We start from the raw sequence: 24014 nt of genomic DNA on the forward strand, positions 1-24014 counted from the left end.
GAATCTGGTTTAGTTGGCCTTCGCTTTTTCGGCTTCTGTCCGGCGTGCTAGCTCAGACCGATAGAGTGCCAGGAAATCAATTGTTTCAAGGTTCAGCGGCGGGAAACCACCGTCGCGGGTGACGTCACTGACGATCCGGCGCAGGAATGGGAATGTGATACGTGGGCATTCGATCAGCAGGTAAGGGTGCATCTGATCTTCGGGCACACCTTCCACGTGGAACACGCCAGCGTATTCAATTTCAAGCACGAAAAGGGGGTCGCCCTTTTCTTTGGTTTTGCTGGTGATGTTCAGCTTTGTGATCACCTCGTATTGGTTTTCGGTGCTGCGCTTGCGCGCATCTAGATTGACCTGCACCTGAATTTCGGGCTGTGCATCACCTGTCACACCCTTTTGCGCGAGGATGTTCTCAAAAGACATATCACGAATGTATTGCGCTAAAACGCGGCTGGTGATTTGCGGGGCCGCTGGTGCGGCGGCTGCACCGTTTTCAGGTGTATCTGTCATGGAAAACTGCTCCGGTTAAATAAGGTTCGCGCGTTCCTATCAGCCTAAATGTGCGGGCTCAATCCCGGGTCCACTCTGACGGACCGTTGTTGCGGCTTTTCTGTGAGGTTACGTCTTCAAAGTCACCGTCAATCACACGATCACCTGTTTGGCGTGGGTGCTGGGTGGGGCCTTGGCCCATTTCAAATCGCTGCACTTTCACTTTGGACTTTGCCCAGACAAAAGCTGCGCTGCGAACACTTGGAACCAAAAGTGATAGACCAACAACATCTGTAAAAAACCCTGGTGTCAGCAGCAATGCTCCCGCAAATAAGATCATCGCGCCATGCGCCAAGGGTTCAGTCGGATCTTGCAGCTCCGAAAATGATCTTTGCAGGTTGCCAATTTCCCGTAAGCCTTGATTGCGTACCAGATACGATCCGGCGATCGCTGTCATGAACACGATCAACAGGGTCCACCATACCCCGATAAACCCGCCAACCTGAATAAACAGCGCGATTTCGATCATCGGGACTGCGATAAACGCAAATAACAGCCACATAAGGTGTGCCTTTCATAACATGTGCGGGGGGTAAGGTGGACTCGGCCCCGCCTGCGACCTACATAAGGGACGAAAGGGCGTGTTTCCATGCCCTCCCCAAAACGAGGTCACAATGAACTCTCCGCTTATTCAGCTTTTGGTGCTTGCTGGCATCGCTGTTTTCTTGATTTTGCGCCTGCGTGGCGTGCTTGGCACGCGCGAAGGTTTTGAAAAGCCCGCCGTGACGCGGCCAGAGCCGTCATCGCGCGTTGGCAAGCCTGATTTCGATGTCATCGAAGGTGGTCCTGATCTGGATATCACGGACCACGTTGAGGAAGATTCAGACTCAGCCAAAGCGTTGGCCGCGATGAAGCGTATCGACCCATCGTTCAACGTCAGTGAATTTCTGGGTGGTGCCCGCGGCGCCTATGAGATGATCCTGATGGCCTTTGAAAACGGCGATCTGGATAGCATCGTGCCGTTCATCTCGGAAGATGTTTACGAGGCCTTCGCATCGGTCGTTGATGAGCGCCAGCGTCAGGGCCTGACCATTGATGCCAAGTTTATCGGCATCAGCGATATGACCTTGACCGAGGCCGTATTCGACGAATTCTCGAAAGAGGGTGAAGTGTCGGTGCGCTTTAAGTCCGAGATGACATCTGTCGTGCGTGACAATGCGGGCGACGTTATCGAAGGCAGCGAAACCGAAATCAAACGTCAGAAAGATACGTGGACCTTCGCCCGCAAAATGGACGCGGGCGACCCGAACTGGCGGCTTGTTGCCACCGGCGAATGATCCTTAGCTGGGTTTGTCGGTGCAGCGTTCTCTTTTTACTTGCGGGCAGCGCAATGGCTGAACCGACCTACACCCAGCTGACGTTCGATGATTTGCAAGGGTGGCGTGATGATGATCATCAGGCCGCCTTTGATGTTTTTACCAATACCTGCCGTGATCTGGATGATCCCCAATGGGAGGTCTTGTGTGATTTCACCAAGACGAACCCTGATCCACGTGGTTTTTTTGAAAAGTTCTTTAACCCTGTCCTGATTGAAGATGGCGACGAGATGCTTTTCACGGGCTATTTCGAGCCCCAGCTTCCCGGGTCGCGCGAAAAGCGTGCCTCATACCGCTATCCGATCTACGGGGTGCCGGATGACCTTGTGTCTGGAGAGCCGTACTATACGCGCCGCGAGATTGATGAGGATCAGCCGCTTGCCGACCGTGGTTTGGAACTGGCCTGGCTGACTGATCCTGTCGATCTTTTCTTTTGCAGGTGCAAGGATCAGGCCGCATCAGCCTGCCAGATGGCAGCATGATGCGTGTGGGTTATGGCGATAAAAACGGGCGCAACTATTCCTCCATCGGTATGGCGCTGGTTGATCGCGGGATTTTTGAACCGCATCAGGTGTCCGCCGCCGTGATCCGCAACTGGGTGCGTCAAAATCGCGAAGAGGGCCGCGCGCTCTTGTGGGAAAACGAAAGCTATGTGTTCTTTCGGGAAGTCAGCGAAGTGCCTGCTGATCTGGGCCCGCTTGGCGCGATGAACCGTTCGATCACCGAAGGTCGCTCAATCGCCATTGATCCTGCCTTTGTGACTTTGGGCGCACCTGTCTGGATTGAAAAGGAAGGTGCGGAGCCGATGAACCGCCTGATGATCGCGCAGGATACGGGCTCTGCGATCAAAGGTGCGCAGCGTGCAGACATATTCTTTGGCACCGGGGATGAGGCCGGACGAGAGGCGGGCAAGATCAGGGACGGGGGTCGCATGGTTGTTCTTATGCCGACGACAATGGCGCATCGTCTGGTTGTGGCGAACCGGTAGTGCGCAAGCCTCGTCATCTATCTGCGGAAGAACGCGCGCTTTGGGACCGGGTCGCCGAACGTGCAACGCCATTGCATGCGGACCGAGACTTGCCAAAGCCTGACGCACAACCGGTTCAAAAGCCCAAGAAAACTTTGGTTTTGCATGACCCGATACCTGATTTTCGCGTTGGTCAAAAAGCGGATATGGCACGCACCCATGACGTGATGCGTCCATTGGTTGATCGGTTAGCGGTCGCGCCGGTGAACATGGATAATAAGTCGTTCGGCAAAATGAAGCGCGGTAAGCTCAAACCCGAAGCACGCATCGACCTGCACGGCATGACAATGGCCGAGGCGCACCCGGAACTGGTCGCCTTCATTCTTGGATCGCAATCTATGGGGCACCGTTTGGTCTTGGTGATCACAGGCAAAGGCAAAGACCGCGATGATGGTGGCCCGATTCCAACCCGCTTCGGGGTGCTGCGCCATCAGGTCCCGCAATGGTTGGCACTGCCGCCTTTATCGCAAGCGATTTTGCAGGTCACGCCAGCCCACCTGAAACATGGTGGGCACGGGGCGTATTATGTTTACCTAAGGCGCAACCGCTAAAGCCCGCCGCGCTGTCTGTGTCGGAATGATCAGGATCAGTGCGGCGAAGGCAAAGGCCGCAGCATACCCCAGCATCTGCACTTCGAAACCAACACCTTGGTCGATCAACCAACCGCTCAGGCCCGGTCCGATAGCCGACCCCAGTACCATCAAAGCAGCGGCAGCTGATTTGATCGACCCAATGTGTTTGGTGCCGTAAAACTCGGCCCAGCAGGCGTTGAGCAAGGTAGCCTGACCGCCACCAGCCGTACCCATCAACACGACGGCAAGGGCAGTCCAGCCCAATGATGGCGCATACCAGTGCAAGATGAACGCGATCACATAGGGGATCAGGTAGAACGGCAAAAGCCGCGTCGCCCCGAACCGATCGATCGCCCAGCCATAGGCGATAGTTGAAAGAGCGAGCATGATCGTACCGAGCGGAAAAACTGACACCAGCGCGAGATGCGACCAACCCTTGATCTCGGCGAAATGGGCCTGATGAAACCAAAAGGCTGTGCCAAAGCCAGAGAATGACATGACTGCAGGGATCATGGCCCAGAACAAAGGATGACGCAGGGCATCGGCCCGGGTCCAATGCTTGCCGCCCATACCCGTTGCCTCGGTTGTTTCCGCCATGGATTGCGGTGTGCGCTCTAGCCTGAGTAAGCGGTAAAGGACAAAGCAGGCCAAGACACAAAAACCCGCGAAACAAACCCACAATGTACGCCAATCGATGAATGACTTCAGCCAGACCATGGTCAGTGGTAATGTCGCTTCGCCCAACATGAAGCCGAAAGCAGCGACTGCCAAAGCGCGCCCGCGTGTCGCGATGAACCAGCGCGACATGGCGACAGTTGAGACATGGTGCGTCATGCCCTGGCCTGTGAACCGCAGTGCAAAAATGACAAAGGGTAGCAACGCTGCAACTGCATTGAACGCCATGAACAGGCAGGCGGACGCGAGCATCAGAATGACGATGATTCCCAGCGTGCGCACGCGGAACCTATCAGCCAACCCGCTTAAGCAAACACCATTAAGAGGGCCGAGGCACCGGTACCGACCATGTAAATCAGTCCCCAGTCGCCGTTGGACAATCCGTATGCCGCGCGGATTTCACCACCGAAGATCGAGATAAAAAACGTCTGCCCGAAACTCGACAGAAATGACAATAGCGCCCCCGTCGCAAGGAACGGGACATTTTCGCGGATGAAACGCAGATATCCGGTCGGCTGGCTCATCCCGCTTTGATGATCCCAGACCACAGTGGACGAAAGCCCTAAATCACTTGTTTTGCCAATCGTGATATCTGTGAACCAACTCGCTCTCGCAAATCTTGAAACCAATATAGCTTAGCAGGGCTAACGCCCCCGAAATGGCAATCTCTAGCAATTGCACTAACGCGCCTTCCATCACAGCGGTCCACCCGAACTCTCGGATGAACCGAATGTTTGCCATCGACATCTGAAACAGGTTGAGCGTGGCATAGGCAAAGATGATGGTAAAAAGCCCTGCGATCAGCAGAATGGCAAAAACCGGATATCTGTTCAGCTTTAGCACAGATCAAAGCACATAGCGGCTGACATCCATCGACCGCGACAGCTCGCCCAAATGCTCTTCGACAAAGGCCGCGTCAATGGCAATCTCGTCACCAGCGCGGTCGGGCGCGTTGAAGGATAGGTCCTCGAACACCCGCTCGATCACGGTATAAAGACGGCGCGCGCCGATGTTTTCCACGGCTTCGTTGACCTCGGCTGCGATCTTGGCCAGCGCCTTGATCCCGTTTTCTGTGAAAGTCACCGTGACCTCTTCGGTTTTCATCAGCGCCGAATACTGCAGCGTCAGCGCGTTGTCTGTCTCGGTCAGGATACGGACAAAATCATCCTCCGTGAGCGCACGCAGTTCGACACGGATCGGCAGGCGACCTTGCAATTCGGGCAGCAGGTCCGATGGCTTCGCCACGTGGAATGCGCCAGATGCGATGAACAGGATGTGGTCCGTCTTGATCGGCCCGTGTTTTGTCGAAACTGTTGTCCCTTCGATCAACGGCAGCAAATCACGCTGGACGCCTTCGCGCGACACATCGGCCCCACGGGCATCGGCGCGCGCGCAGACTTTGTCGATTTCATCCAGGAAAACGATGCCGTTTTGCTCGACAGCTTCCAACGCAGCCTTTGTGACAGTTTCATCATCCAGCAACTTGTCGGCTTCGTCGGCGATCAGCGCTTCATAGCTGTCGGCGACGCTCATCCGCTTCTTGACGGTCCGGCCACCCATCGCTTTGCCGAATAGATCGCCAAGGTTCATCATGCCGCCCATGCCACCGGGCTGACCGGGGATTTCGAAACCGCCCATGGGGTTGGAATTGTCTGTCAATTCAAGTTCGATGATGGTGTCGTCCAACTCGCCCGATTTTAGTTTCTTGCGGAACATCTCGCGCGTGGCGTCGCGGGCATCGGTTCCGGCGACTGCGGTGATCACCCGGTCTTCCGCTGCCGCACGCGCCTTGGCTTTCACGTCTTCACGCATGTGTTCGCGGGTGTCGATGATCGCGGTATCCACCAGATCGCGGATGATTTGTTCGACGTCGCGGCCAACATAGCCGACCTCGGTAAACTTCGTCGCCTCAACCTTCAGGAACGGCGCGCGCGCCAGTTTCGCCAAACGGCGCGAGATTTCGGTTTTACCAACGCCTGTGGGCCCGATCATCAGTATGTTCTTCGGATAAACCTCATCGCGTAAATCATCGCCCAATTGTTTACGCCGCCAACGGTTGCGCAAAGCCACAGCCACGGCGCGCTTGGCGTCCTTCTGGCCGATGATGAACCGGTCGAGTTCCGAGACGATTTCGCGAGGGGTGAGGTCTGTCATGTCAGTCCTTAAACTTGAGAAGGCGGAAGGCGGTGCAGTGGGACGAAGCCAGGCATCAGACGCAGGACGCGTGCCCTGATCCGTTCCCAAAAGGCACCAAGCAAGAGGAGGACAATGCCGAGTATCAGCACGGTCAGTGCGGCCCCGTCACCATCAAAAACAGTAGCCGCCAGCGCCACAATATAGCCAATCGCGGCGATCAGGAACGACCGGCGGTCAATGACAATGGCGACGACAGCGAACAGGAAAAGAACAGCGAGGAGGATCAGGTTTGATCCGCCGTTTTCCTGATCCAGCAGCGATAACGCCATGGTGTTGACCAAGGCAGGGGCCGCGACCACATGCAGCCAGAACCCGTTCGCAGATCTGCGTGTCACTCGGTGCGGGTCGCTCATGTCGAACATCATCGCAGCGATAAAAACCAAGATTCCAAGGGCCAAGGTGATCCACGCGAAGGGCCCATCGGCGGATAGAAGGAAGAACTCATTCAGGTTTGTGCCGCGTCCTTGCTGGCTGGCCGCGTAAACGATCGCGACGACGAACAAACCTAATGCAATCATGGCCATGGCAAATGGCACGCGAAAGCGCCACCAATAGACAAAGATACCAACGGTCGCCAACAAAAGGGGCAAAGGAACGCTGGAATAGTCATTCTGCGCGATCATGAAAGGCTCGGCCAGCACAGCATTGAATCCAAATGCCGCATTTCCCGCAAATAGGATCGAAAGCGCAATAGCGGGGGCAACCATGCGCCGTTTGCGCACGAAGTATTCAGACAGCAACCACAAAATACCCGCCGCAATCAGCGTGACCCACATCGCATAGTCCTGCAGGTTCACGACCTCATCGCCCAGCGCAAGGGCCACAACGCCCCACCAGCCAAATGACAGGATGATCAGGCCGATGACGATGAAAATCTCATTGAACCCTTTGAACAGTTCAAACGGCTCATCGCCCGGGTTCAGGTTTTCGCGCGCACCGCGGCGGCTGTCAGATAGGCTGATCAGCCCTGCTGCCTGCCTTTCGCTGATCAGCCCGCTGCCAACTGCGGCTTTGAGATCATCGCGTTCGATCATGCTTTGATGGACTCAACCGTCAGATTGCCGTTGGTGTAAACACAGATATCCGCCGCAATCGCCATCGCTTCGCGGGCAATCGTTTCGGCATCTTTCTTTGTGTCCATCAATGCGCGACCAGCGGCTAGCGCGTAATTTCCACCTGACCCAATAGCTGCAATATCATGTTCTGGTTCCAATACGTCGCCTGCACCAGTGATGACAAACAATTCGGATCCGTCGCTGACGATCAGCATCGCTTCGAGCTTTTGCAGGTATTTGTCGGTGCGCCAGTCCTTGGCAAGTTCGACCGAGGCACGGGCCAATTGGCCGGGTGTCGCCTCCAGCTTCTTTTCCAAACGCTCAAGCAACGTAAAGGCATCTGCCGTCGAGCCAGCAAAGCCGCAAATCACATCCTGTCCACCGGGGGACAAACAGCGCACTTTGCGCGCGGTGCCTTTGATCACGGTTTGGCCAAGGCTGACCTGTCCGTCACCAGCAATGACAACCTGCCCGCCTTTGCGAACCCCGATGATTGTCGTGCCGTGCCAGCCGGGGAATTCTTCACTTGCCATTGATCGCTCCTTGTCGTCTCACGCCTATATGGCGGGGCGATGGGGGCAAACAACCCCGGACGGGTTGTTCATGGTGTATGCTACAGCTAGCGTTCGGCGGATGAGCGCCCGTGATACAGTGACATTTTACCTACCACCGCAACTGCGCAAACAGGCTGAGCGGGGCAATCAAAACTTCATCAAAAAGGTGGCGGAGGTGCTCTCGGAGGCTGGGCTGACCGTTGCCTTTGATGGCGATGATGATCTGGCGCGCCTTCGGGCGTTGGCGCGGCCAGGTCGCGGGCTTTACCTCATGGACCAACCTGTGAATGGGCGCGGGTTGACGTTTCGAAAGACCTATATTTACCCGTTCTGGCATATCGAGAAAGAGGCCGCGCGCTGGAATTGGCCGGTCGCTCAAGATGTTTTTGATCCAAAGAAGGTTGATGCACGCAAGGCCAAGAATTTCTACCGGTTGTGGCGGCAACGGCTGTTTCAAGATGCACCTGACCACGCCCGTCAAGACGGGTTTGTCTATATTCCGTTGCAGGGCCAGCTTCTACGGCAAAGATCGTTTCAATCATGCAGCCCGTTGGAGATGGTGAAAGCGGTACTGGCCCATGACTCGAAACGACAAGTCGTCGCCACATTGCACCCGTCCGAGGCGTATTCGATCGAGGAACAAAAGGCGTTGGAGGATTTGGATTCGAACGAAGACAGGCTCATCATCGACCGTGCTGGTTCACCCCGCTACTTGCAAAACTGCGACTACATCGTGACGCAGAACTCAAGTGTTGGGTTTGAGGGATACTTCTTCAGCAAACCGCTGATCTTATTCGCGAAGTCAGACTTTCATCATATCGCATTGAACGCCATTGAATTGGGAGCAAACCGCGCATTCGCGTCAGTCGAAGATCATGCGCCGAACTATGCCGCATACCTCTATTGGTTCCTGCAACTGCGTGCGATCAACGCAGGGCGGCCAGAGGCAAAGAAGCGGATAGCGGCGTCATTGCGGTATCACGGTTGGCCTGTCTGAACGCAAAAAGGGCACCATAAAAGGTGCCCTTCATGCAAAGTCTATTAAGTGGCTTAGATCGACTCTTCGATCCAGCCCTGCAGTGCCGCCTTTGGTGCGGCACCGGCCTTGTTCGACACGACTTCACCGTTCTTGAAAACGAACAGCGCTGGAATGCCGCGGACGCCCATCTGAGCAGGAGAATTCGGGTTCTCGTCAACGTTGACTTTGACGATCTTGACCTTGCCCTCCATCTCGGCGGACAGCTCTTCAAGTGCGGGGCCGATCTGTTTGCATGGGCCACACCATTCGGCCCAGAAATCCACGACGACGGGGATATCGGACTGGCGGACTTCGGCGTCAAAAGTTGCGTCTGTGACTGCTACGGTTGCCATTGGGTTACTCCTTGGCGAAAAATCATTGAAGACCGAAACTAGGAACCCTACTGCGGTTGGTCAAGATGTAGCGAGCGCGTTCAGCGCTTCGTGAAGATGTTGTTGCGAGAAAACTGTCAGAGTGCCGCTGTGCGTCCACAAAATTGCCGTTGATATCTGATGATCAGGGTAGATGTCGCGCAAGGCATGATCATAAGCCGCAAGCTGACGTTGCAGGCCAATTGGTGTCGCGTCAGCGGTGTCAGGGACAAGCCGATTTGATTTGTAGTCGATAGCCGTGATCGTATCCGCCCCGATGATCAACCGGTCAATCGCCCCATGGATACGGCCAAGGTTGGGGATGTCGGCGGTGATGACAACTTCGGTCAGGGCATCAGCCCCCCACACCCAATCCAGTTCCGGCTTTTCGATCAGAGCGATCACGTCATCCACAAGGCTTGCATCGTCGGATTGCAACAGTTGCAGGCCAAGTTGATGTCGCTGATCTTTGGCGATCATTGGCAGATGTTCGAGCAACAGGTGAATTTGTGTGCCCCGCGCGAGTGCGTCTTCGATATCGTCACCGGCGGGATCACCTGGCATAATTTTGGCACCTGGCAGTTCTGACGGGGCGATGGTCTTGGTGGGTTGGGGGATTGGTAATGTACCAAATGACGGCGGTGCGATATGCGGTTTCGGTTCTGCTGTCTTCGTCACCAATTCAAGCGAATCCCAATCCAACTCGGACACCCGGCGCAACGGCATATCGCCCAACATCGCATTGTAATCACCGCGTCTGCTCATGCCGTCAGCGACGATGTTGTACCAACTGGCATCGCCCTCGCCCACGTCTCCGGCGGCGCCAACAATCAGCCATTTTTCAGCGCGCGTCATGGCGACATAAAGCAAACGCATCCTTTCGCGCGCTTGCTTTGCCACGACCTGATCGCGCAACGCGGTCACCGCAGTTGCTGACGTTTTGACGGGCGTTTTCCAGATCAGATGGTCGCCCGCTGGCAGAAGTTCCTGATTGACCTTCACATCACGCTTGGCGGTGTCGGGCAGAATGACGATTGGTGCTTCCAAACCCTTCGCGCCATGCACTGTCATCACACGGATGCGGTCGCTTTGGCTTTCTATCTGGCGTTTTACTTCCAGATCGTCCGTTTCCATCCATGTCAGGAATCCCGTCAGGCTGGGCACGCCGGTGCTTTCATAGGCCAGCGCCTGGGATAGCAACGCATCGATCCCATCCTCGGCTTCCGGCCCAAGACGGGCGAGTAGTTTGCGTCGTCCGTCATGCCGGGTCAGGATGCGTTCGATCAGATCATAGGGGCGCAAGAAGTCCGATTTACTGCGCAGATCGTTGAGGATGTCCAGCGTGTTGATGTGGTCGGTGTTACGCAGTGCTTCCCATAGAAAACTATTCTCTGCGCGATGATGCGCGAGGGTAAACAGGCTCTGTTCGGTCCACCCGAACAGCGGCGATCGTAATGCAGAAGCCAGCGATAAATCGTCCTCGGGCAATGCGAGAAAACTCAGAACGGCAGCAAGGTCTTTTACGGCAAGCTCCGCACCGACACGCAGCCTGTCTGCACCCGCGATCTTCAGATCGGCGGCCTTGCAGGCGCGAATGATCTCGGCAAAGAGCTCAGACCTGCGTTGCACCAGGATAAGGAAGTCACCTTCGGTAATCGGACGGCGACAAAACGCCCCAGAATTCCCAATCTCGTCGGGGATCGTTTCATGCGCGATCATATATTTGATCTGTTCTGCAACGCGCTGGGCCATTAGGACAGTATGATCGGTGGCACTTGGTTGATCGACAGGCTCGAACCATTTGCGATCATCTTCGTCGTTGGATTTTTCAATCACAGGCCAAAGATCCACACGGCCAGGCATATTTTCTTTGAAAGCGATGTGGGTCAGGCTGTCGTCCATCCCTGCGGCGCGATCACCGATGAACGTCTGATCCACAACCGACAGTATGGCTTGAGATGACCGGAAAGAGTGATCCAGCGAAGTGACTTCAAACGGCTTGCTAATCGCCTGATGGGCATTTTTGAAGTGTGCTTTCATCTGATCAAAGGCAGCCGGGTCAGCCCCTTGGAACGAATAGATTGACTGCTTTTTGTCGCCCACTACAAACACGGTACGCTCGCGGTCCATCCGTGCGCCTTCGCCCGTGGCAAACTCCTGCGTCAGCTGTTCAATAACGGACCACTGGGTCGGGCTGGTGTCTTGGGCTTCGTCCACAAGGATATGGTCAATGCCGCCATCTAGCCGGAACAGCACCCATTGTGCTACATCGCGGTCCGTCAGCAGTGCCTTGGCTTTGCGGATCAGATCGTCAAAATCAAGCGCGCCCAGCGCAAGCTTGCGATCTTCATAGGCCGGGACAAAAATGTCGGCAAAATCATAGAGCGCCATGGTCCGGTCCAAGGCATCCATGGCCCACAGGTGCGCGCGTGCGCCAGCGACCCGGTCCATCCAATCGTGGACGGCTTCGGCAATCGGTGCCATCGCTTCGACTGCTTTGCCGTGGTTGCTTTGGGGGAAGTTAACAGACTTGGAATTACAGGTGCCCGCATAAAGAAACAGCTGAAAAAGCGTGTCTAACGCGGCCCAATCGGGGTTTTGCAGATCGAGTGCGGCCAATGCCCCTGCAAACTGCTTGTAGGTCGCAGACTGCCCTTGAAAGACGGTTTGCAACTCTGCAACAGTCTCTGCCTCATCGCCCCGAAACGCCATCGCCAAAGCGTCTTCGCGCTGGGCTTTCGCGTTTAGGCCAAGGGATATCTTCACATCAGCCTGAGAGGCCTGTCTGGCGAAGACATCGCGTTGGCTCGCGATTTCTGCCGTGAACTTGGACAAGTCGTTGCCAGAAAAATGGGCCAGCAATCGGTGTACGACGTCGGCTTCCGGACCCATCACAATCTCATCCACGACTTCGGCGCGCAAAATCTCGGCTGCGCGGTCTTCGATTTCGCGGAACTGGGGGCTGACCTGCGCTTCTAACGGAAAACGCCGCAGGACGCCTGCGCAGAAAGAGTGGATAGTTTGGATCTTCAAGCCGCCAGGCGTTTCGATTGCACGGGCAAAGAGGGTGCGTGCTTGGGACAACTGCGATGCAGTGATCTGACGATCAACGCCTAAGCCCTGCAACTCGGCGCGCAAATCATTGTCTGCCATCATCGCCCACCCGCCCAGACGCTGAAACAGGCGGTTCTGCATCTCTGCCGCGGCGGCCTTGGTGTAGGTCAGGCAAAGGATGTTTTGCGGCGACACGTCTTCCAGCAACAGACGCGCGACGCGGTCCGTCAACACGCGGGTCTTTCCAGACCCAGCATTCGCTGATAGCCACGTCGATGTACGCGGATCAGCGGCATCAACCTGCCGTTGGGTGGCGGCATCACGGATCATGTCAGGACCTGTGGTTCGGGATCATCACTGGTATCCCATTCCCCATAGCGCGATAGGTGATCATAGGGGCTTTGGTCGGTTTTTGAGAAAAGCGCGAGGCGGGCCGTATACCCCCGTTTGGGGTCCTGCCAATTGGTAAAAAGTGTTTCTAACTCTGCCCAAACCCGGTCTGCTGGCTGCTCCTTGAGTGGTGCCGCGACGTTCTTCATCGCGGCATTCACCCCGATAAATTCAGCACCACCGACAGGCACGGGGCCAAGGGTCTTAAACGCACCAAGCTCGACCATTGCGGCTTCAAGCAGCAGTTGTTTGTCGAACGTAAGCTGTTGGTTCTTGGTCGGCACAGCCCCGGTTTTATAGTCATAGATCAATGCCGCCCGTGTTTCCGTAAGGTCAATACGGTCGGCCTTGCAGGTCAGTAGCAAGCCTGTGGGGGCAACCAGAATTTCCCCATAAGCTTCGGTCTTGTGGTCCGCTGCAAGCGCTTGTCGCGCCTCTTCATCGGCAAGGAACTGATCGGCACTACGGTCCATCCGCGCCATCCATTGGGCCCGGATTGTCGGCCACGGGCAATGTGCTGCGAATTCTGCCGCAGCGATCCGCATCAGTGCCTCCCGATCATCAGCGCCATGTCCGGCGCGGATGAATTTCTCTAGGATACCATGCACGATGATGCCGCGCAGCGGGGCATCGGCGGTAGGTGACAGTGGATCGAGCGGATTGAGATGCAAGGTCTTGCGGGCATAAATCGCAAAAGGATCGCGGATCAGTGTTTTGATCTGAGTGACGGATAGCTTTTGGGGCCGTGCTACAACGGGCGGGCATGGCGATGGGCGCGGCGCTGGCGGCACGCGCATGTCCGGCGACGATAGTGCCGCCGCCATGGCGCTCCAATGATCGCCTTTTGCTTTCATCGCGGCCAGTGCATCCGGGCCGTTCTGTTGTGGCAAACCCGTCAGCAGATTGGTCAGCCGGTTCACCCAGCGCGACGGCACGGTTTCCGCATCGGCAGAGCGCTTCGCGCGCGTGATCCAGACCTCGCGTCCGGCGACCGCCTGTTGATAGTCATGCGCAGACAGCCCAATCCGCCGTTCGGGTAGCAGCAACCCTGCTTTTGCCCGCATAACCCGATTCAGCCAAGGATCTGGTGGCGGCGCCTCGGGCCAAACCCCATCGTTCATGCCACCCAGGATCGTCAAATCAACCCCTTGCACCCGCGCCTCAAGCGTTCCCCATATCAGGATATTGGGGTGACCTGCATCACGGTCGCGCACCACACCTTCAGCGATGACTGCACCAAAAAGGGCGGCGTAATCGCGCGGGTTCATTGTGCCATGCGGCACTGGCAGCTTGGTTCAGGTTGTCGCAGGTTTTGCGGGCTTCGCGCCCGGCGGCTTCATGCCAAAGCCCGCCCGATCCTAACGCAGAGGGGCCAGCGCAAAGCCGTTCGGCCAGCGCGATGTGCCGGTCTAGATGGTTAGTCAGCGTTTCGGGCCCAGCGTCTGCCAGTCCGGTGATTAGCGACGCCAGCCATGTAGCCCAATCGTCGCGCCCATTTCCCTTCTTAGCCCATGACAGAAGGTCATCCGCCCTTGGAAACGGTGGCCCATAGCGGCGCAAGTATAGTTCCAAGTCCCGGGTGTGGCGCAGATGCTCGCCCCGATCATCGCGTTCGGAATGGCACAGTGGATGTTTGAGCAAGGATAAGAGTGCTTCGCCGGTTAACTGTTTGCCAAAAAGATCAGCAACGTGGCGCAAGAACCGCCCGGGTGGCGACAGGGCCAGCGGTGTGCCCGCACTGTCGTCAGGTTTGATGTCCCAACGGTCAAGCGCTGCAGTCACCTGTCGCGTCAGCATCCGGTCCGGCGAAATTAACGCGGCTGATATTCCATCTTCGGCGGCCTGGCGCAGGCGCAGCGCGATGGTCTCGGCCTCGGCCCGCGGCGATGCGGCCTCGACCAGTGTCAACCCGGCGGTGGCCCTATGCAGGTCACCCAAACCTGGCCCTTCAGATAACCATTGATCTGTCACTGGCGCTGGGCGGAGCGAAAGGGATATCAGCGCATTCCGCTGCGGATGGGTTGGGGAACCAGATGACCACTGTTTAACATCGTCACGCTGAAACCCCATCAGGTTCATCAGATGGCGAAACCGAAATTGCGGGTGATCCTCTGCAGTCATGTCATCATCCATGGCATCCCAAACGGGATCAGGCAGATCAAAGTCAAAGCCGGGCAGGATGATCGCCCCCTGGGGCAGTTTTGCAACAGCCTGCATGAACAGGGCAGTCGCGCCGCGCGATCCGGTGGATCCCGCAATCAGGATGGGGTGCTCGGGTGGGTTTGTTTCCCACTTGGTCGCAAGTGCTTCGATCACCATACGTTGCCGTGCCTCTTGGTCTGGCGGTTCGTTCTGCTGATCAAAGAACGGTGTGATGATCTTAAGGAAAGCAAGCGCGCGTTCCCAATGTCCCGACTGGTCGGTGATGTCGAGGGCGGCTATTGCTTCGGGGCTAACGCCCTCGCCCTGCATCTCATCCATCAGTTTGGCCAGACTGTCAGACAGATCATAAAGTGCGGAACGCGGTGCCAGATCGGGTTCTTTTTCCAGTAGCTTGGCCACGAACTGCGATAGCTCTAACCGCCGCCGCAAAGGCGACACGGCTGGTGGCAGGGCCAGCGAAACGGGATCATTGGCAAGGTCTGTAATCAGGCGCACACGCGGCAACAGCCGCGCTGGGCCGTCGTCGAAAACAGCCCTGATCCGGCGTTGCATACGGGTGGTGTTCACATAGATTTCGACCCGCGCCAGATCAGTCGGGGTCATATGCGCGATACGCGCGATCAACCCATCAACAAGGCCTTGCGCGAAATCAACACCAAGGGGGTTGGCAAAGACCCGTGGTTTTCGGCTTGGCTCAAACATCTAGCATCGCCTCTGCCGCCGCAATGCTGGAGGGCTGCCCGACATCGCACCATTGCCCCGGATAAGTTGTACCATAGAGACCGCCGCGGCTGGCAATCAGGTTCCATGCAAGGTTCATTGAGAAAGCTGTTTCAGGGATTTCGCCCAGAACATCCGTGCGGATGATTTGAAGGCCGGTATAGATTTCTTCGGGCGCGCGGTGCAGGCGCCCATCGCCGTTGATACGAAAATCACCTTTTCCCAAATGACCATGAACATTGGGCTTTTCGATGATCAGAAGTAACGCCTCCATCTCTGGCCGCCATGATTGCAGGATGCACTGCACCGGATTTGGCCCTTTCCATACGGCGTCGGTATTCATGGTCAGCACCGGATTACCATCAAGCAAAGGCAGTGCCTTTCGCAATCCGCCGCCGGTTTCTAGCAGCGCGTCACTTTCATCAGAAAAGATGATGGGCTGACCTCTCAGGTGATCTTTGATCATCTGACCACGATAGTGCAGATTAACGACTTGTCTTTCTATGCGGGCAGCAGCAGCGATCTCCAACGCGTGGTCTATCAGCGGCTTGCCAGCAACTGGGATAAGTGGCTTTGGCACAGTTTCGGTTAGCGCACCCATGCGGGTGCCCATACCCGCCGCAAAAAACAGGATTGGCATGCTCATGCGGTCAGCCCTGCCAGTTTGTTGGTTGTTGGAGCCGGTACCGTGTCCAATACAGCTTGCTGCAGGTCCTTGAGCGCGGGGTCTTGCAGATCATGTAGGATGTGGCCCCAGACACGGGGCATAAAATCAAGATATCTTGGTTTTCCAACCTCAGCTACAAGGCGTGCAAATACACCAAGGATACGGAGGTTGCGTTGCACACCCAGACAGGACAGTGATGTGCGAATGGGGCCTTTCGCATGGGTCTGTTCAGCAAAGTAGCTGATGAGGTCATCTGCGACCTTGGGGCTGACATCACGCCGCGCGTCGCGCAAAAGCGAGACAAGATCATAGCCGGGTGGCGCAACAAAGGCATCCTGAAAATCCAGCAAGCCAACGCGCGCGTCGTCTTGCTGCGCGTTACGCCATATCAGGTTCTCGGCATGGAAATCGCGCAAGGCGAGCGTGGTTGCATCAGGTGCATAATGTGTTAGCGCCAGTTGGATTTGGGCGCAAAGATCATCGGTGGGTTTATTGCTGTAATATGGGCCAATGATCTCGATCATCTTGGCTCCCGCGGCGGGTGTCATGCGCTGAAGGTGACTGGGCGCATCGACCTTTTCGAGCTTCAGCAGGATATCTGTGGCGGCACGGTAAAGTACCTTCTCATCGGATGGTGCATTTTGTAGCCATTGGGCAAAGTCTACGGGGCCTAGGTCGCTAAGCAGTAGCAAACCCTGCTTTGGATCATGTGCGAGGATATCTGGTGCGGCAAGGCCATGTTGGTGCAACAGCCTTGAGATTTCGACAAAAGGTGTCGTATCTTCCCCGTTTTCGGGTGGTGCATCCATCAGAATGGCTGTCTTGGACCCCGATGCTAGACGCAGGTAGCTGCGAGCAGACGCATCACCAGCGAGTGGGGTTTGTGCCCAGTCCTGCCAAATGCTGTTGGCTAGAAAACTGGCGATAGCTGCGGTGCGATCAGGCATCCAACCCTCGCAGCCGATCGGCCCAAAAGGCGGGTCCGGAAACAGTGACATGGTGTTGGTCGTGTTGCGCCACAAAGGCCAGGGTCAGCGCGGTTTTGGGGGCAACGTCGCCCAAGCGATCAGGCCATTCGACCAGGCAGATGGCTGTTTCAAAGGCCTCATCAAGGCCGAGCTCCAATGCTTCGTCAGGGTGGCTCAAACGATACAGATCGCAGTGCCAGATGTCGCCTGCCGCATCTTCATATGTCTGGACCAACGTAAATGTAGGTGAGGGGACGTCCTCTATCCGGCCAAGACGTGCGCGGATCAGTGCGCGCGCAAAGGCCGATTTTCCAGCGCCGATTTCACCCTCCAGCAAAAGCGTATCGCCCGGTTTTAAGCGTCCAGCGATTTGCGTGGCCAACGCACCGGTTGCTGCTTCATCGGCTAACGGAAACTCGAACAATGTGTAGGCCATGCCCCGACATTATGAGCTTGCGCAGGCCCTGCAAGCGGAAATCAGCGCTTGGCAGCCCGTATGGCCGTATCATGCATCATTAGCTTTCTGATTTCAGGCCGTTTGGCCCGGGCAATGGTAAAGCGCACCATGGTCATGCCACCTGCAATGGGATTCGCATGGCACTCCATATGCCGCCCATCATCCATCAGTACGGTGTCTGACCAAGGCTGCCTTGCGCCCAGTTGTTGGATGTAATCGCGCAGTTCGTTCCACATTGGCGACGGGATGCACTGATTTTGCCATGTTTTCATCTCTGACTGCAGAATACGATGCTCCATCACCTGGTCTGGCCCGTTTGACCAGAGCCTGCCATAGGCGCGATTGGACATCACCAACGTACCGGTTGATGAAAAGACCGCGATCCCATCGGAAAGCGTATCAAGCACGGCTTGTCCGGTTTCGATATCCAAGCGGAAACGCCGGGTGAGCGAAACCTCAGCACTGATATCTTCAAACAACAAAGCGAACGCGCCGTCCGGATGTGGTCTAGCCTGTGACCCGGTATGTTTGGCCTTCGGGTAAGGTCCATTTCTTGCTGTAAGTTCCGGCCTTTGCGGCATCTTCCACGGCGGTGAATTGTTCGCGCCAGGATGCATAGTGTTTGGGTTCCGGCATCATGCGTAACTCGCGCAAACGGTCAAGAACCGTATCAATGGCCGGGCTAGCGCTCAGAAAATCAAATGGCAGCGATGTCATGTCCACAAAGGCGGGATTGAACATGGCCAGCTGCCTGTTCTTGTCAAAGATGGCAAGGCCGATCGAGAGTTCTCCGAAAGTTTTACCAAGTGTTTTGACAAATTCAGATCGGGCATCATCGGCACGCACAACCTCGGTCGCGTTGTTTGCAAAATGCAACCGCCCATCGCCGTGCGGGACAGTTGATACATCAAACCATTGTTCTCTTTTGTCGTTCCCCGGGTGCACTGCAATCCGGCGTTTTTGCGGGTTTGAAGGGTCGTCGTTGTTGTCGAGAATTGCATCAATGCTGAGGTGCCGCAGTGCATCAGCATAGGCGTTGTTGGCCCACAGCAGATTGCCGTTGCCGTCTTCGTGCCAGACAAGTTGAGTGGAATGTGCTGTGATGTCATTCATCAAAGCGGTTTCGGCGTTGCTGACATCACACGACAAGCGTAGCGAAACCAGCGCACGCGCCCAGTCTTCATCGCCATTTAGTGATATCCGCAGACGATCGCCAGTCCGTTTAGCATCGATAAAGACAGTCAGGTCACTTTCGCTCGAGATACGGAACTCTTTGGCGGCAGGGTCGGCAAGCTTGTCTTTGATCTGCGGAAACTCTTGGGAGATACTGGCGATCATCAGGTCAAGATCACTGATGTTATTGGAACCATGCCCGATCAGTGCCCAGGCCTCTGCGGTGGCATCAATCAGGTCTTTCTTAAGCAAAAAGGAAAACGATGCCATCCTGGGACATGGTGTTGAATGCAGCGACGGGCTGTACGTCGGACGATTTCCTGAATTGCAGCAGTGCGATGATCAGCACAGCGCCACATAAAGCCGCAACCGTGATGGCGCCAAGCTCTGCCACGTTCAACAACATAATCTTTCCATTCCCGAGTCTGCCCGGTTAAAATATCGGTCAGGAAAGTTAATGTGGGCTTAACGTCAAAGGTGGAATTAAGGCCAAATTGCAAAGGGTTGGTTCTGGCCAAGCGGTACATTCTCGTTTGGCTGGTTGGTTTGCAGCATTCTGCGCGGCCAACTGACCTCTACTATCGCGCCGCCCGTGGCCTGCCCGGTCCAGCTTGCATGGCCGTGCCTGCGGCTGTTAGAGAACTTCAGCTTTGCGCCAGAGCGTTCTAGCAAAGTCTTTGCAATAAAGAGCCCCAACCCCATTCCTTCGTAGCCGGGGCGCCGCGCGCCATCTTCGGACAATCGGCGGCGTTTGACATAGGGATCGCCGATGCGGCCAATGACAGATTGCGGAAAGCCGCGGCCATCATCAGAAATACGCACGTCGATGCTGTTTTCGGACCATGTCATGTCCACCATCACCCGTGAGCGTGAGAAATCGACAGCATTTTGAACAAGGTTGCGCAATCCGTGGATAATTTCGGGGCGCCGTTCAATGCTAGGCTGAGTCAGGTTGGCACCGTCCTGCGGCACAACACTGAACTCCACTCGCTTGCCCCGGTTCAGATGCGGCTCTGCAGCCTCTCGGATGACTGTCTCGACCGGTGCGAAGCGCACTTGCAGATCGTCTTTTCCAGACCGTCCCATAGACTGCAGGATGTCACGACACCGATCGGCCTGAGAACGGATCAGTTCAGCATCTTCCAGCAATTCGGGCTGATCCTGAAGTTCTTCTTTCAACTCGCTGCTGACCAGCTTGATGGTCGCCAGCGGTGTTCCCAGTTCATGGGCGGTTGCGGCAACAACGCCGCCCAGATCCGTGAGCTTTTGCTCGCGTGAAAGCGCAAGCTGCGTAGCAAGCAAGGCCTCGTTCATGGCGTTCATTTCGGATGTGACCTGACGTGCATAGAGTGCAAGGAAAACCAGACTGATCAGCAAAGCGACCCAGAAGCCGAACTGAAACAACACCGGCATTACAAGCTCGGCACCGTCGTCGCCTATCAAAGGTATGTTGTTGCCGCTGATGACTGTCATCAGCGCCATCGCAGTCAAGCCAAGAAAAATGGTGCTTCTTGTGTGCAGAACCGTTGCGGAAATCGTTACGGGGGCCAATACAAGCATCGCAAACGGGTTATTCAGCCCGCCTGTGAAATAGAGAAGCGCCGTGAGCTGCAATATATCGAACACCAGCCAAAGCGTTGCTTCGAACTCCGAGAGACGCTTGTTGGTGGGATAAGCGTAATAGGACGCCAGATTGGCAAAAATGGAAACCGTAACCACAAGCGCTACTGCACCTAAGGCAAGATCAATATTGTAGACCCGGTTCGCGACAAGAATGGCTGCTGATTGGCCAATAATTGCGAACCAGCGCAGGGTCATCAGCGTCCGCAGCCTAACCCAGTCGCTACGCTCTTGTCGTTCCAGCAGCTGAAAGTCGGTCGACGGCATACGTGTTGGTCCGATACAAACTGTGGTGGATAGGATAGCCTGAATGATAGGATGATCAATGCGACTTGATTGTCGCTTAGGTTTACATGCTCTATAGATTTGGCGGTGCGAGTTGACGTCGCCCGCGACAATCCTACCTAAGTCTAGGAAAGAGCAATAGGTCTGAATATGAATACCGAGGCGTTGGATCTGGGCGAAGACAAAAGCCTTCTCTTGGTTGACGATGACGAAGCGTTTTTGCGCCGACTTGCAAAAGCAATGGAAAAACGCGGGTTTGACGTCGAAATGGCGGGCTCTGTCGCGGCAGGCAAGGCAGTTTCAACAGCGCGTCCGCCAGCATATGCAGTTGTTGATCTGCGACTGGAGGATGGGAATGGCCTTGATGTTGTCGAAACCCTTCGCGCCCGCAGACCCGATGCGCGTATTGTTGTCCTGACCGGATATGGTGCGATAGCCACAGCCGTTGCTGCTGTAAAGATTGGTGCAACCGACTATTTGGCCAAGCCAGCGGACGCGACCGATGTGACCAATGCCCTTCTCGCACTGACAGATGAGCTGCCGCCACCACCGGAAAATCCAATGAGCGCAGACCGCGTGCGGTGGGAGCATATTCAGCGGGTGTATGAGCTGTGCGACCGCAATGTGTCTGAAACCGCGCGGCGGCTTTCAATGCATAGGCGAACCTTGCAGCGCATCCTGGCAAAGCGCAGCCCGCGTTAAGCGGCATTTCTGATCTACTTGTCTTCTTCGGTTTCGCGGTTCAGCAGATCAAACTTACGTAATTTTACATAAAGTGACTGGCGCGAAAGCCCAAGCATCTCTGCAGCCGCAACCCGGTTGTTCATTGTCAACTCGACCGCCGTTTCGATACACATCTTTTCCACGACATTGGTTGTTTCGGCGACGATATCTTTCAAAGTCGCGCTGCCGACAAGTTCAACGACAGAGCGCATGCTTTCGTCGTTGGCGGGGTGCGTACGTGAATGGGCGACTTCAGCGCGGTTGGCGTCGCGCAGCACAAACGCAAAGATCGTGTTTTGACCCGCCAAAAGCTTTGTGACTGAAATCTCGACGGCGCGAGGGCTTCCGTAAGCGCCAGCGATTTTTGTGGCGTAATTGCGCATGCGCCCGGCGCGCGCTGCGTTTTCTGCCATAACCTTGAAATCTACGCTGCCCCGCTGCAGATAATCAGCAAGACTGCGGTCGCGCACATTGATGTCATGTGCCACATCAATCATGTTGAGGAATGCATCGTTGGCTGACAACACATCACCGGTATCCGTGGTAAACACCATCGGATCGGGCCCGTCTGCATAGAGTGCTTGAAGATTGTGACTAAGTGCGTCTGCCTTGGCGCTCGTTTGGTTTTCGGGGACCAGCCTACACAGCAAGATACGCTCTCCGGCGGCGCGGAACAGAGTTGGGAAAACCTCAACCGTGCCACCGTTGCCGCGTAAATCGACCGTCATCTTCTTGTTCTGATCCGAGATTGCCTGTGATGCCAGGGCATCGACCATATCGCCTCGTTTGCGCCCTTCAAAACATCCTGACAGTTGATTGCCAATCAGGTTTTCAAGCGGACGATCCAAGAGTGCAACTGCGGCCGAGTTTGCCTCCGTAATTTCGCCAGTCAGTACCGACACAAACATCACAGCGTCGCTTGTGCTTTCCATCAGCACGCGAAAGCGGGTGTCGTATTCGCGCTGGGTCTCATAGTCACGCTCCAAAGACAGCTGCGCTTCGACCAATTGCTGCTGCATCTCCGCAATCGGGCGCAGATCGCGACCAAGCAGTAATATCGCGCCGTCCGGCCCAATGCGGTGAAAGCTGTATCGCACCGGAGATTCCCACCGGTTGTTGCCATCTGTGTGGTTCAGCTCGACCGGGCGAACCCGAGAGTTATCTTCAAGGAACTCTGCGAGGCGGCTTTCAAATTTGGACACACTTTCAATCGTCAGAGCGGTACGAATATCTTTGTTTTCCCAGCTTTCAAGCTGGCGGAAAGCTTCGTTTGCGGGGTTCACAAGGACAGAGAGGATCGAGCCGGTTTCAGAGATTACCACGCCAACGTCAGCAACCTCTGCAATAATGTTACCAAGGATTTCAGGCGCAATCAGTGGGATCGCCCCGCTATTCCAGTATTTCGTTCCGCGGGATGTCATTGAAGACGCCTGTGATTGGGAACCCTTTTCATGCGTTAGGTTCCGTCTTTGGCGTGTGTTATTTGGTTGCGCGTGTTTTCTAGTAGATTGCAAAGCTTCAGGGCCTCGTCCGGAATTCTTGTGGCATAGTCAGCCCCTGTGAGTGCCGTTACATCTTCAACTGTTTCAACATCCAGAATAGTGCCACCAACCACGACAGGCGGTGGTGTATCCGTTGATGTTTTTATAACATCAATGATGTGGCGCAGTGATTCAAGTGTTTCGCCGCGCGATGATGATATAAAGACAGCATGATATTTAGTACGCACCAGGCGTTCGGCTACATCTTCGGCTCTGCACCCCAAAACAAGCTTTACCGAAAAGCCCTTGCGGCGCAGCTGGCTGGTTAAAACGATGGCACCAAGCGTGTGATAGACGTCTTGCAGAACCAGCAAAAGAATGGATGGAGCACCTGGCGTCATGGCGTTGTCGCCGGTCCAGCTTGGCCCCAACTCACGCATCATGGCTTGCAACCGCGATACACCGATGGTCACGCTGGCAAAGCTCAGTTCGTCTTCGCACCATTGGTCACCCAGATCACGTGCGATAGCCGGGATGTACAAATCTGCCAAATCCTCGGGCCGGGTACCGTCTGCAAGGGCTACATTGACCGTATCGCGACAGGCATTGCGATCAGGGCTAAGCGCTGCCGCCTTGAGTGTCGCCAGAAGTGCGGCATTCATTTTCTGGTCGGCGCCATCATTAAAAAAAGGAATCGCGCCACGACGCTCTGCCTGCACCCGGGGTACAGTGTTTTCCTTCTTGGCGTCAAAGTTCTGACGATCGGCCATCTATGTGTCCTCTGACTGAATCAATGCCAAAAGGCCTCTATTGCAGAAGTTGTGTTATTCTCGTTGGTGGGTGCAGGAATGTCAAAGTAAATTGACATAGAACAGGTATTGGTTAACGAAGTATTTGAAATAAGCCCTATTATATTGACATTTAGCCTTGATCAATCGCCGTTTCCCGTGCGTCAACTCGTCCTGACATAGGTGTAACTTGAA

Annotated in this window: 23 protein-coding genes and 2 pseudogenes; 5 read left to right on the top strand and 20 right to left on the bottom strand. The window is 55.6% G+C overall.

The features are described from left to right. Nucleotides 1–9 precede the first annotated feature (9 nt). A complete protein-coding gene (secB, locus tag QTO30_RS14260) occupies nt 10–507 on the bottom strand; it encodes a protein-export chaperone SecB (RefSeq protein ID WP_340424761.1) in 498 nt (165 codons plus the stop codon). Between the two features lie 58 nt (nt 508–565). Further along, entirely contained in the window at nt 566–1048 is a 483-nt protein-coding gene (locus tag QTO30_RS14265) for an FxsA family protein (RefSeq protein WP_340424762.1), read from the bottom strand. A gap of 112 nt (nt 1049–1160) precedes the next feature. Here QTO30_RS14265 and QTO30_RS14270 point away from each other — a divergent pair, with 112 nt between their 5' ends. From QTO30_RS14270 to QTO30_RS14280, 3 genes and pseudogenes are all read left to right on the top strand, one after another. Next, nucleotides 1161–1823, top strand: coding sequence for a Tim44/TimA family putative adaptor protein (locus QTO30_RS14270; RefSeq protein WP_340424763.1), 663 nt, complete (start codon nt 1161–1163; stop codon nt 1821–1823). Between the two features lie 53 nt (nt 1824–1876). Next, nucleotides 1877–2850 (top strand): annotated as a pseudogene (gene mltA, locus QTO30_RS14275) (murein transglycosylase A). Beyond that, nucleotides 2850–3440 (top strand): Smr/MutS family protein, encoded by a 591-nt coding sequence (locus QTO30_RS14280; protein WP_340424765.1) that lies wholly within the window; start codon nt 2850–2852, stop codon nt 3438–3440. The pseudogene mltA and the gene QTO30_RS14280 overlap by 1 nt, the downstream one beginning before the upstream one ends. Here the strand turns inward: QTO30_RS14280 and QTO30_RS14285 are convergent. The 5 genes and pseudogenes from QTO30_RS14285 to hslV form a co-directional block, all read right to left on the bottom strand. Then, a pseudogene (locus QTO30_RS14285) lies at nt 3423–4660 on the bottom strand (MFS transporter). The gene QTO30_RS14280 and the pseudogene QTO30_RS14285 sit on opposite strands and share 18 nt — an antisense overlap. Before the next feature lie 43 nt (nt 4661–4703). Continuing rightward, nucleotides 4704–4979: a hypothetical protein gene (locus tag QTO30_RS14295; protein ID WP_340424768.1), complete on the bottom strand. Its 276-nt coding sequence runs from the start codon at nt 4977–4979 to the stop codon at nt 4704–4706. 3 nt (nt 4980–4982) lie between these two features. Beyond that, nucleotides 4983–6290, bottom strand: coding sequence for an ATP-dependent protease ATPase subunit HslU (hslU, locus tag QTO30_RS14300; protein ID WP_340424769.1), 1308 nt, complete (start codon nt 6288–6290; stop codon nt 4983–4985). An 8-nt stretch (nt 6291–6298) separates the two neighbouring features. Beyond that, entirely contained in the window at nt 6299–7366 is a 1068-nt protein-coding gene (locus tag QTO30_RS14305) for a hypothetical protein (protein WP_340424770.1), read from the bottom strand. Further along, entirely contained in the window at nt 7363–7920 is a 558-nt protein-coding gene (gene hslV / locus QTO30_RS14310; RefSeq protein ID WP_340424771.1) for an ATP-dependent protease subunit HslV, read from the bottom strand. The genes QTO30_RS14305 and hslV overlap by 4 nt, the downstream gene beginning before the upstream one ends. A gap of 100 nt (nt 7921–8020) precedes the next feature. Between hslV and QTO30_RS14315 the strand changes: the two genes are divergently transcribed. Further along, nucleotides 8021–8938, top strand: a complete 918-nt coding sequence (locus QTO30_RS14315) for a capsular polysaccharide export protein, LipB/KpsS family (protein ID WP_340424772.1) — start codon at nt 8021–8023, stop codon at nt 8936–8938. Nucleotides 8939–8991: 53 nt separating this feature from the next. Here the strand turns inward: QTO30_RS14315 and trxA are convergent, their stop codons facing one another. The 11 genes from trxA to regB form a co-directional block, all read right to left on the bottom strand. After that, entirely contained in the window at nt 8992–9312 is a 321-nt protein-coding gene (gene trxA / locus QTO30_RS14320) for a thioredoxin (protein WP_247228516.1), read from the bottom strand. Between the two features lie 60 nt (nt 9313–9372). After that, complete coding sequence (gene addA / locus QTO30_RS14325) at nt 9373–12714, bottom strand: double-strand break repair helicase AddA (RefSeq protein ID WP_340424773.1); 3342 nt, start codon at nt 12712–12714, stop codon at nt 9373–9375. Next, entirely contained in the window at nt 12711–14042 is a 1332-nt protein-coding gene (locus QTO30_RS14330; RefSeq protein WP_340424774.1) for a PD-(D/E)XK nuclease family protein, read from the bottom strand. Before QTO30_RS14330 ends, addA begins: the two co-directional genes overlap by 4 nt. Beyond that, nucleotides 13996–15639, bottom strand: a complete 1644-nt coding sequence (locus QTO30_RS14335) for a hypothetical protein (RefSeq protein WP_340424776.1) — start codon at nt 15637–15639, stop codon at nt 13996–13998. The genes QTO30_RS14330 and QTO30_RS14335 overlap by 47 nt, the downstream gene beginning before the upstream one ends. After that, nucleotides 15632–16303 carry a nucleotidyltransferase family protein gene (locus QTO30_RS14340; protein WP_340424777.1) on the bottom strand — a complete coding sequence of 224 codons (672 nt, stop codon included), beginning with the start codon at nt 16301–16303 and terminating at the stop codon, nt 15632–15634. Before QTO30_RS14340 ends, QTO30_RS14335 begins: the two co-directional genes overlap by 8 nt. Further along, nucleotides 16300–17271: an aminoglycoside phosphotransferase family protein gene (locus QTO30_RS14345; RefSeq protein ID WP_340424778.1), complete on the bottom strand. Its 972-nt coding sequence runs from the start codon at nt 17269–17271 to the stop codon at nt 16300–16302. Before QTO30_RS14345 ends, QTO30_RS14340 begins: the two co-directional genes overlap by 4 nt. Further along, nucleotides 17264–17728, bottom strand: a complete 465-nt coding sequence (tsaE, locus tag QTO30_RS14350; RefSeq protein ID WP_340424779.1) for a tRNA (adenosine(37)-N6)-threonylcarbamoyltransferase complex ATPase subunit type 1 TsaE — start codon at nt 17726–17728, stop codon at nt 17264–17266. Before tsaE ends, QTO30_RS14345 begins: the two co-directional genes overlap by 8 nt. 41 nt (nt 17729–17769) lie before the next feature. Beyond that, nucleotides 17770–18228, bottom strand: a complete 459-nt coding sequence (locus tag QTO30_RS14355) for a PAS-domain containing protein (protein ID WP_340424780.1) — start codon at nt 18226–18228, stop codon at nt 17770–17772. Nucleotides 18229–18256: 28 nt separating this feature from the next. Further along, nucleotides 18257–19174 carry a hypothetical protein gene (locus QTO30_RS14360; protein ID WP_340424781.1) on the bottom strand — a complete coding sequence of 306 codons (918 nt, stop codon included), beginning with the start codon at nt 19172–19174 and terminating at the stop codon, nt 18257–18259. Continuing rightward, nucleotides 19167–19328: a hypothetical protein gene (locus QTO30_RS14365; RefSeq protein ID WP_340424782.1), complete on the bottom strand. Its 162-nt coding sequence runs from the start codon at nt 19326–19328 to the stop codon at nt 19167–19169. Before QTO30_RS14365 ends, QTO30_RS14360 begins: the two co-directional genes overlap by 8 nt. Before the next feature lie 77 nt (nt 19329–19405). After that, a complete protein-coding gene (gene regB / locus QTO30_RS14370; protein ID WP_340424783.1) occupies nt 19406–20809 on the bottom strand; it encodes a sensor histidine kinase RegB in 1404 nt (467 codons plus the stop codon). Between the two features lie 168 nt (nt 20810–20977). Here regB and QTO30_RS14375 point away from each other — a divergent pair, with 168 nt between their 5' ends. Continuing rightward, nucleotides 20978–21529: an ActR/PrrA/RegA family redox response regulator transcription factor gene (locus QTO30_RS14375; RefSeq protein WP_340424784.1), complete on the top strand. Its 552-nt coding sequence runs from the start codon at nt 20978–20980 to the stop codon at nt 21527–21529. Between the two features lie 14 nt (nt 21530–21543). Here QTO30_RS14375 and ppsR read toward each other — a convergent pair whose 3' ends face one another. Together ppsR and QTO30_RS14385 are read right to left on the bottom strand one after the other, a co-directional pair. Next, complete coding sequence (ppsR, locus tag QTO30_RS14380; RefSeq protein WP_340424785.1) at nt 21544–22971, bottom strand: transcriptional regulator PpsR; 1428 nt, start codon at nt 22969–22971, stop codon at nt 21544–21546. 35 nt (nt 22972–23006) lie between these two features. Next, nucleotides 23007–23801 carry a cobalamin B12-binding domain-containing protein gene (locus QTO30_RS14385; RefSeq protein WP_340424786.1) on the bottom strand — a complete coding sequence of 265 codons (795 nt, stop codon included), beginning with the start codon at nt 23799–23801 and terminating at the stop codon, nt 23007–23009. Between the last annotated feature and the right edge of the window lie 213 nt (nt 23802–24014).

It is taken from the genome of Yoonia sp. GPGPB17 (assembly GCF_037892195.1).
Classification (GTDB): Bacteria; Pseudomonadota; Alphaproteobacteria; order Rhodobacterales; family Rhodobacteraceae; genus Yoonia.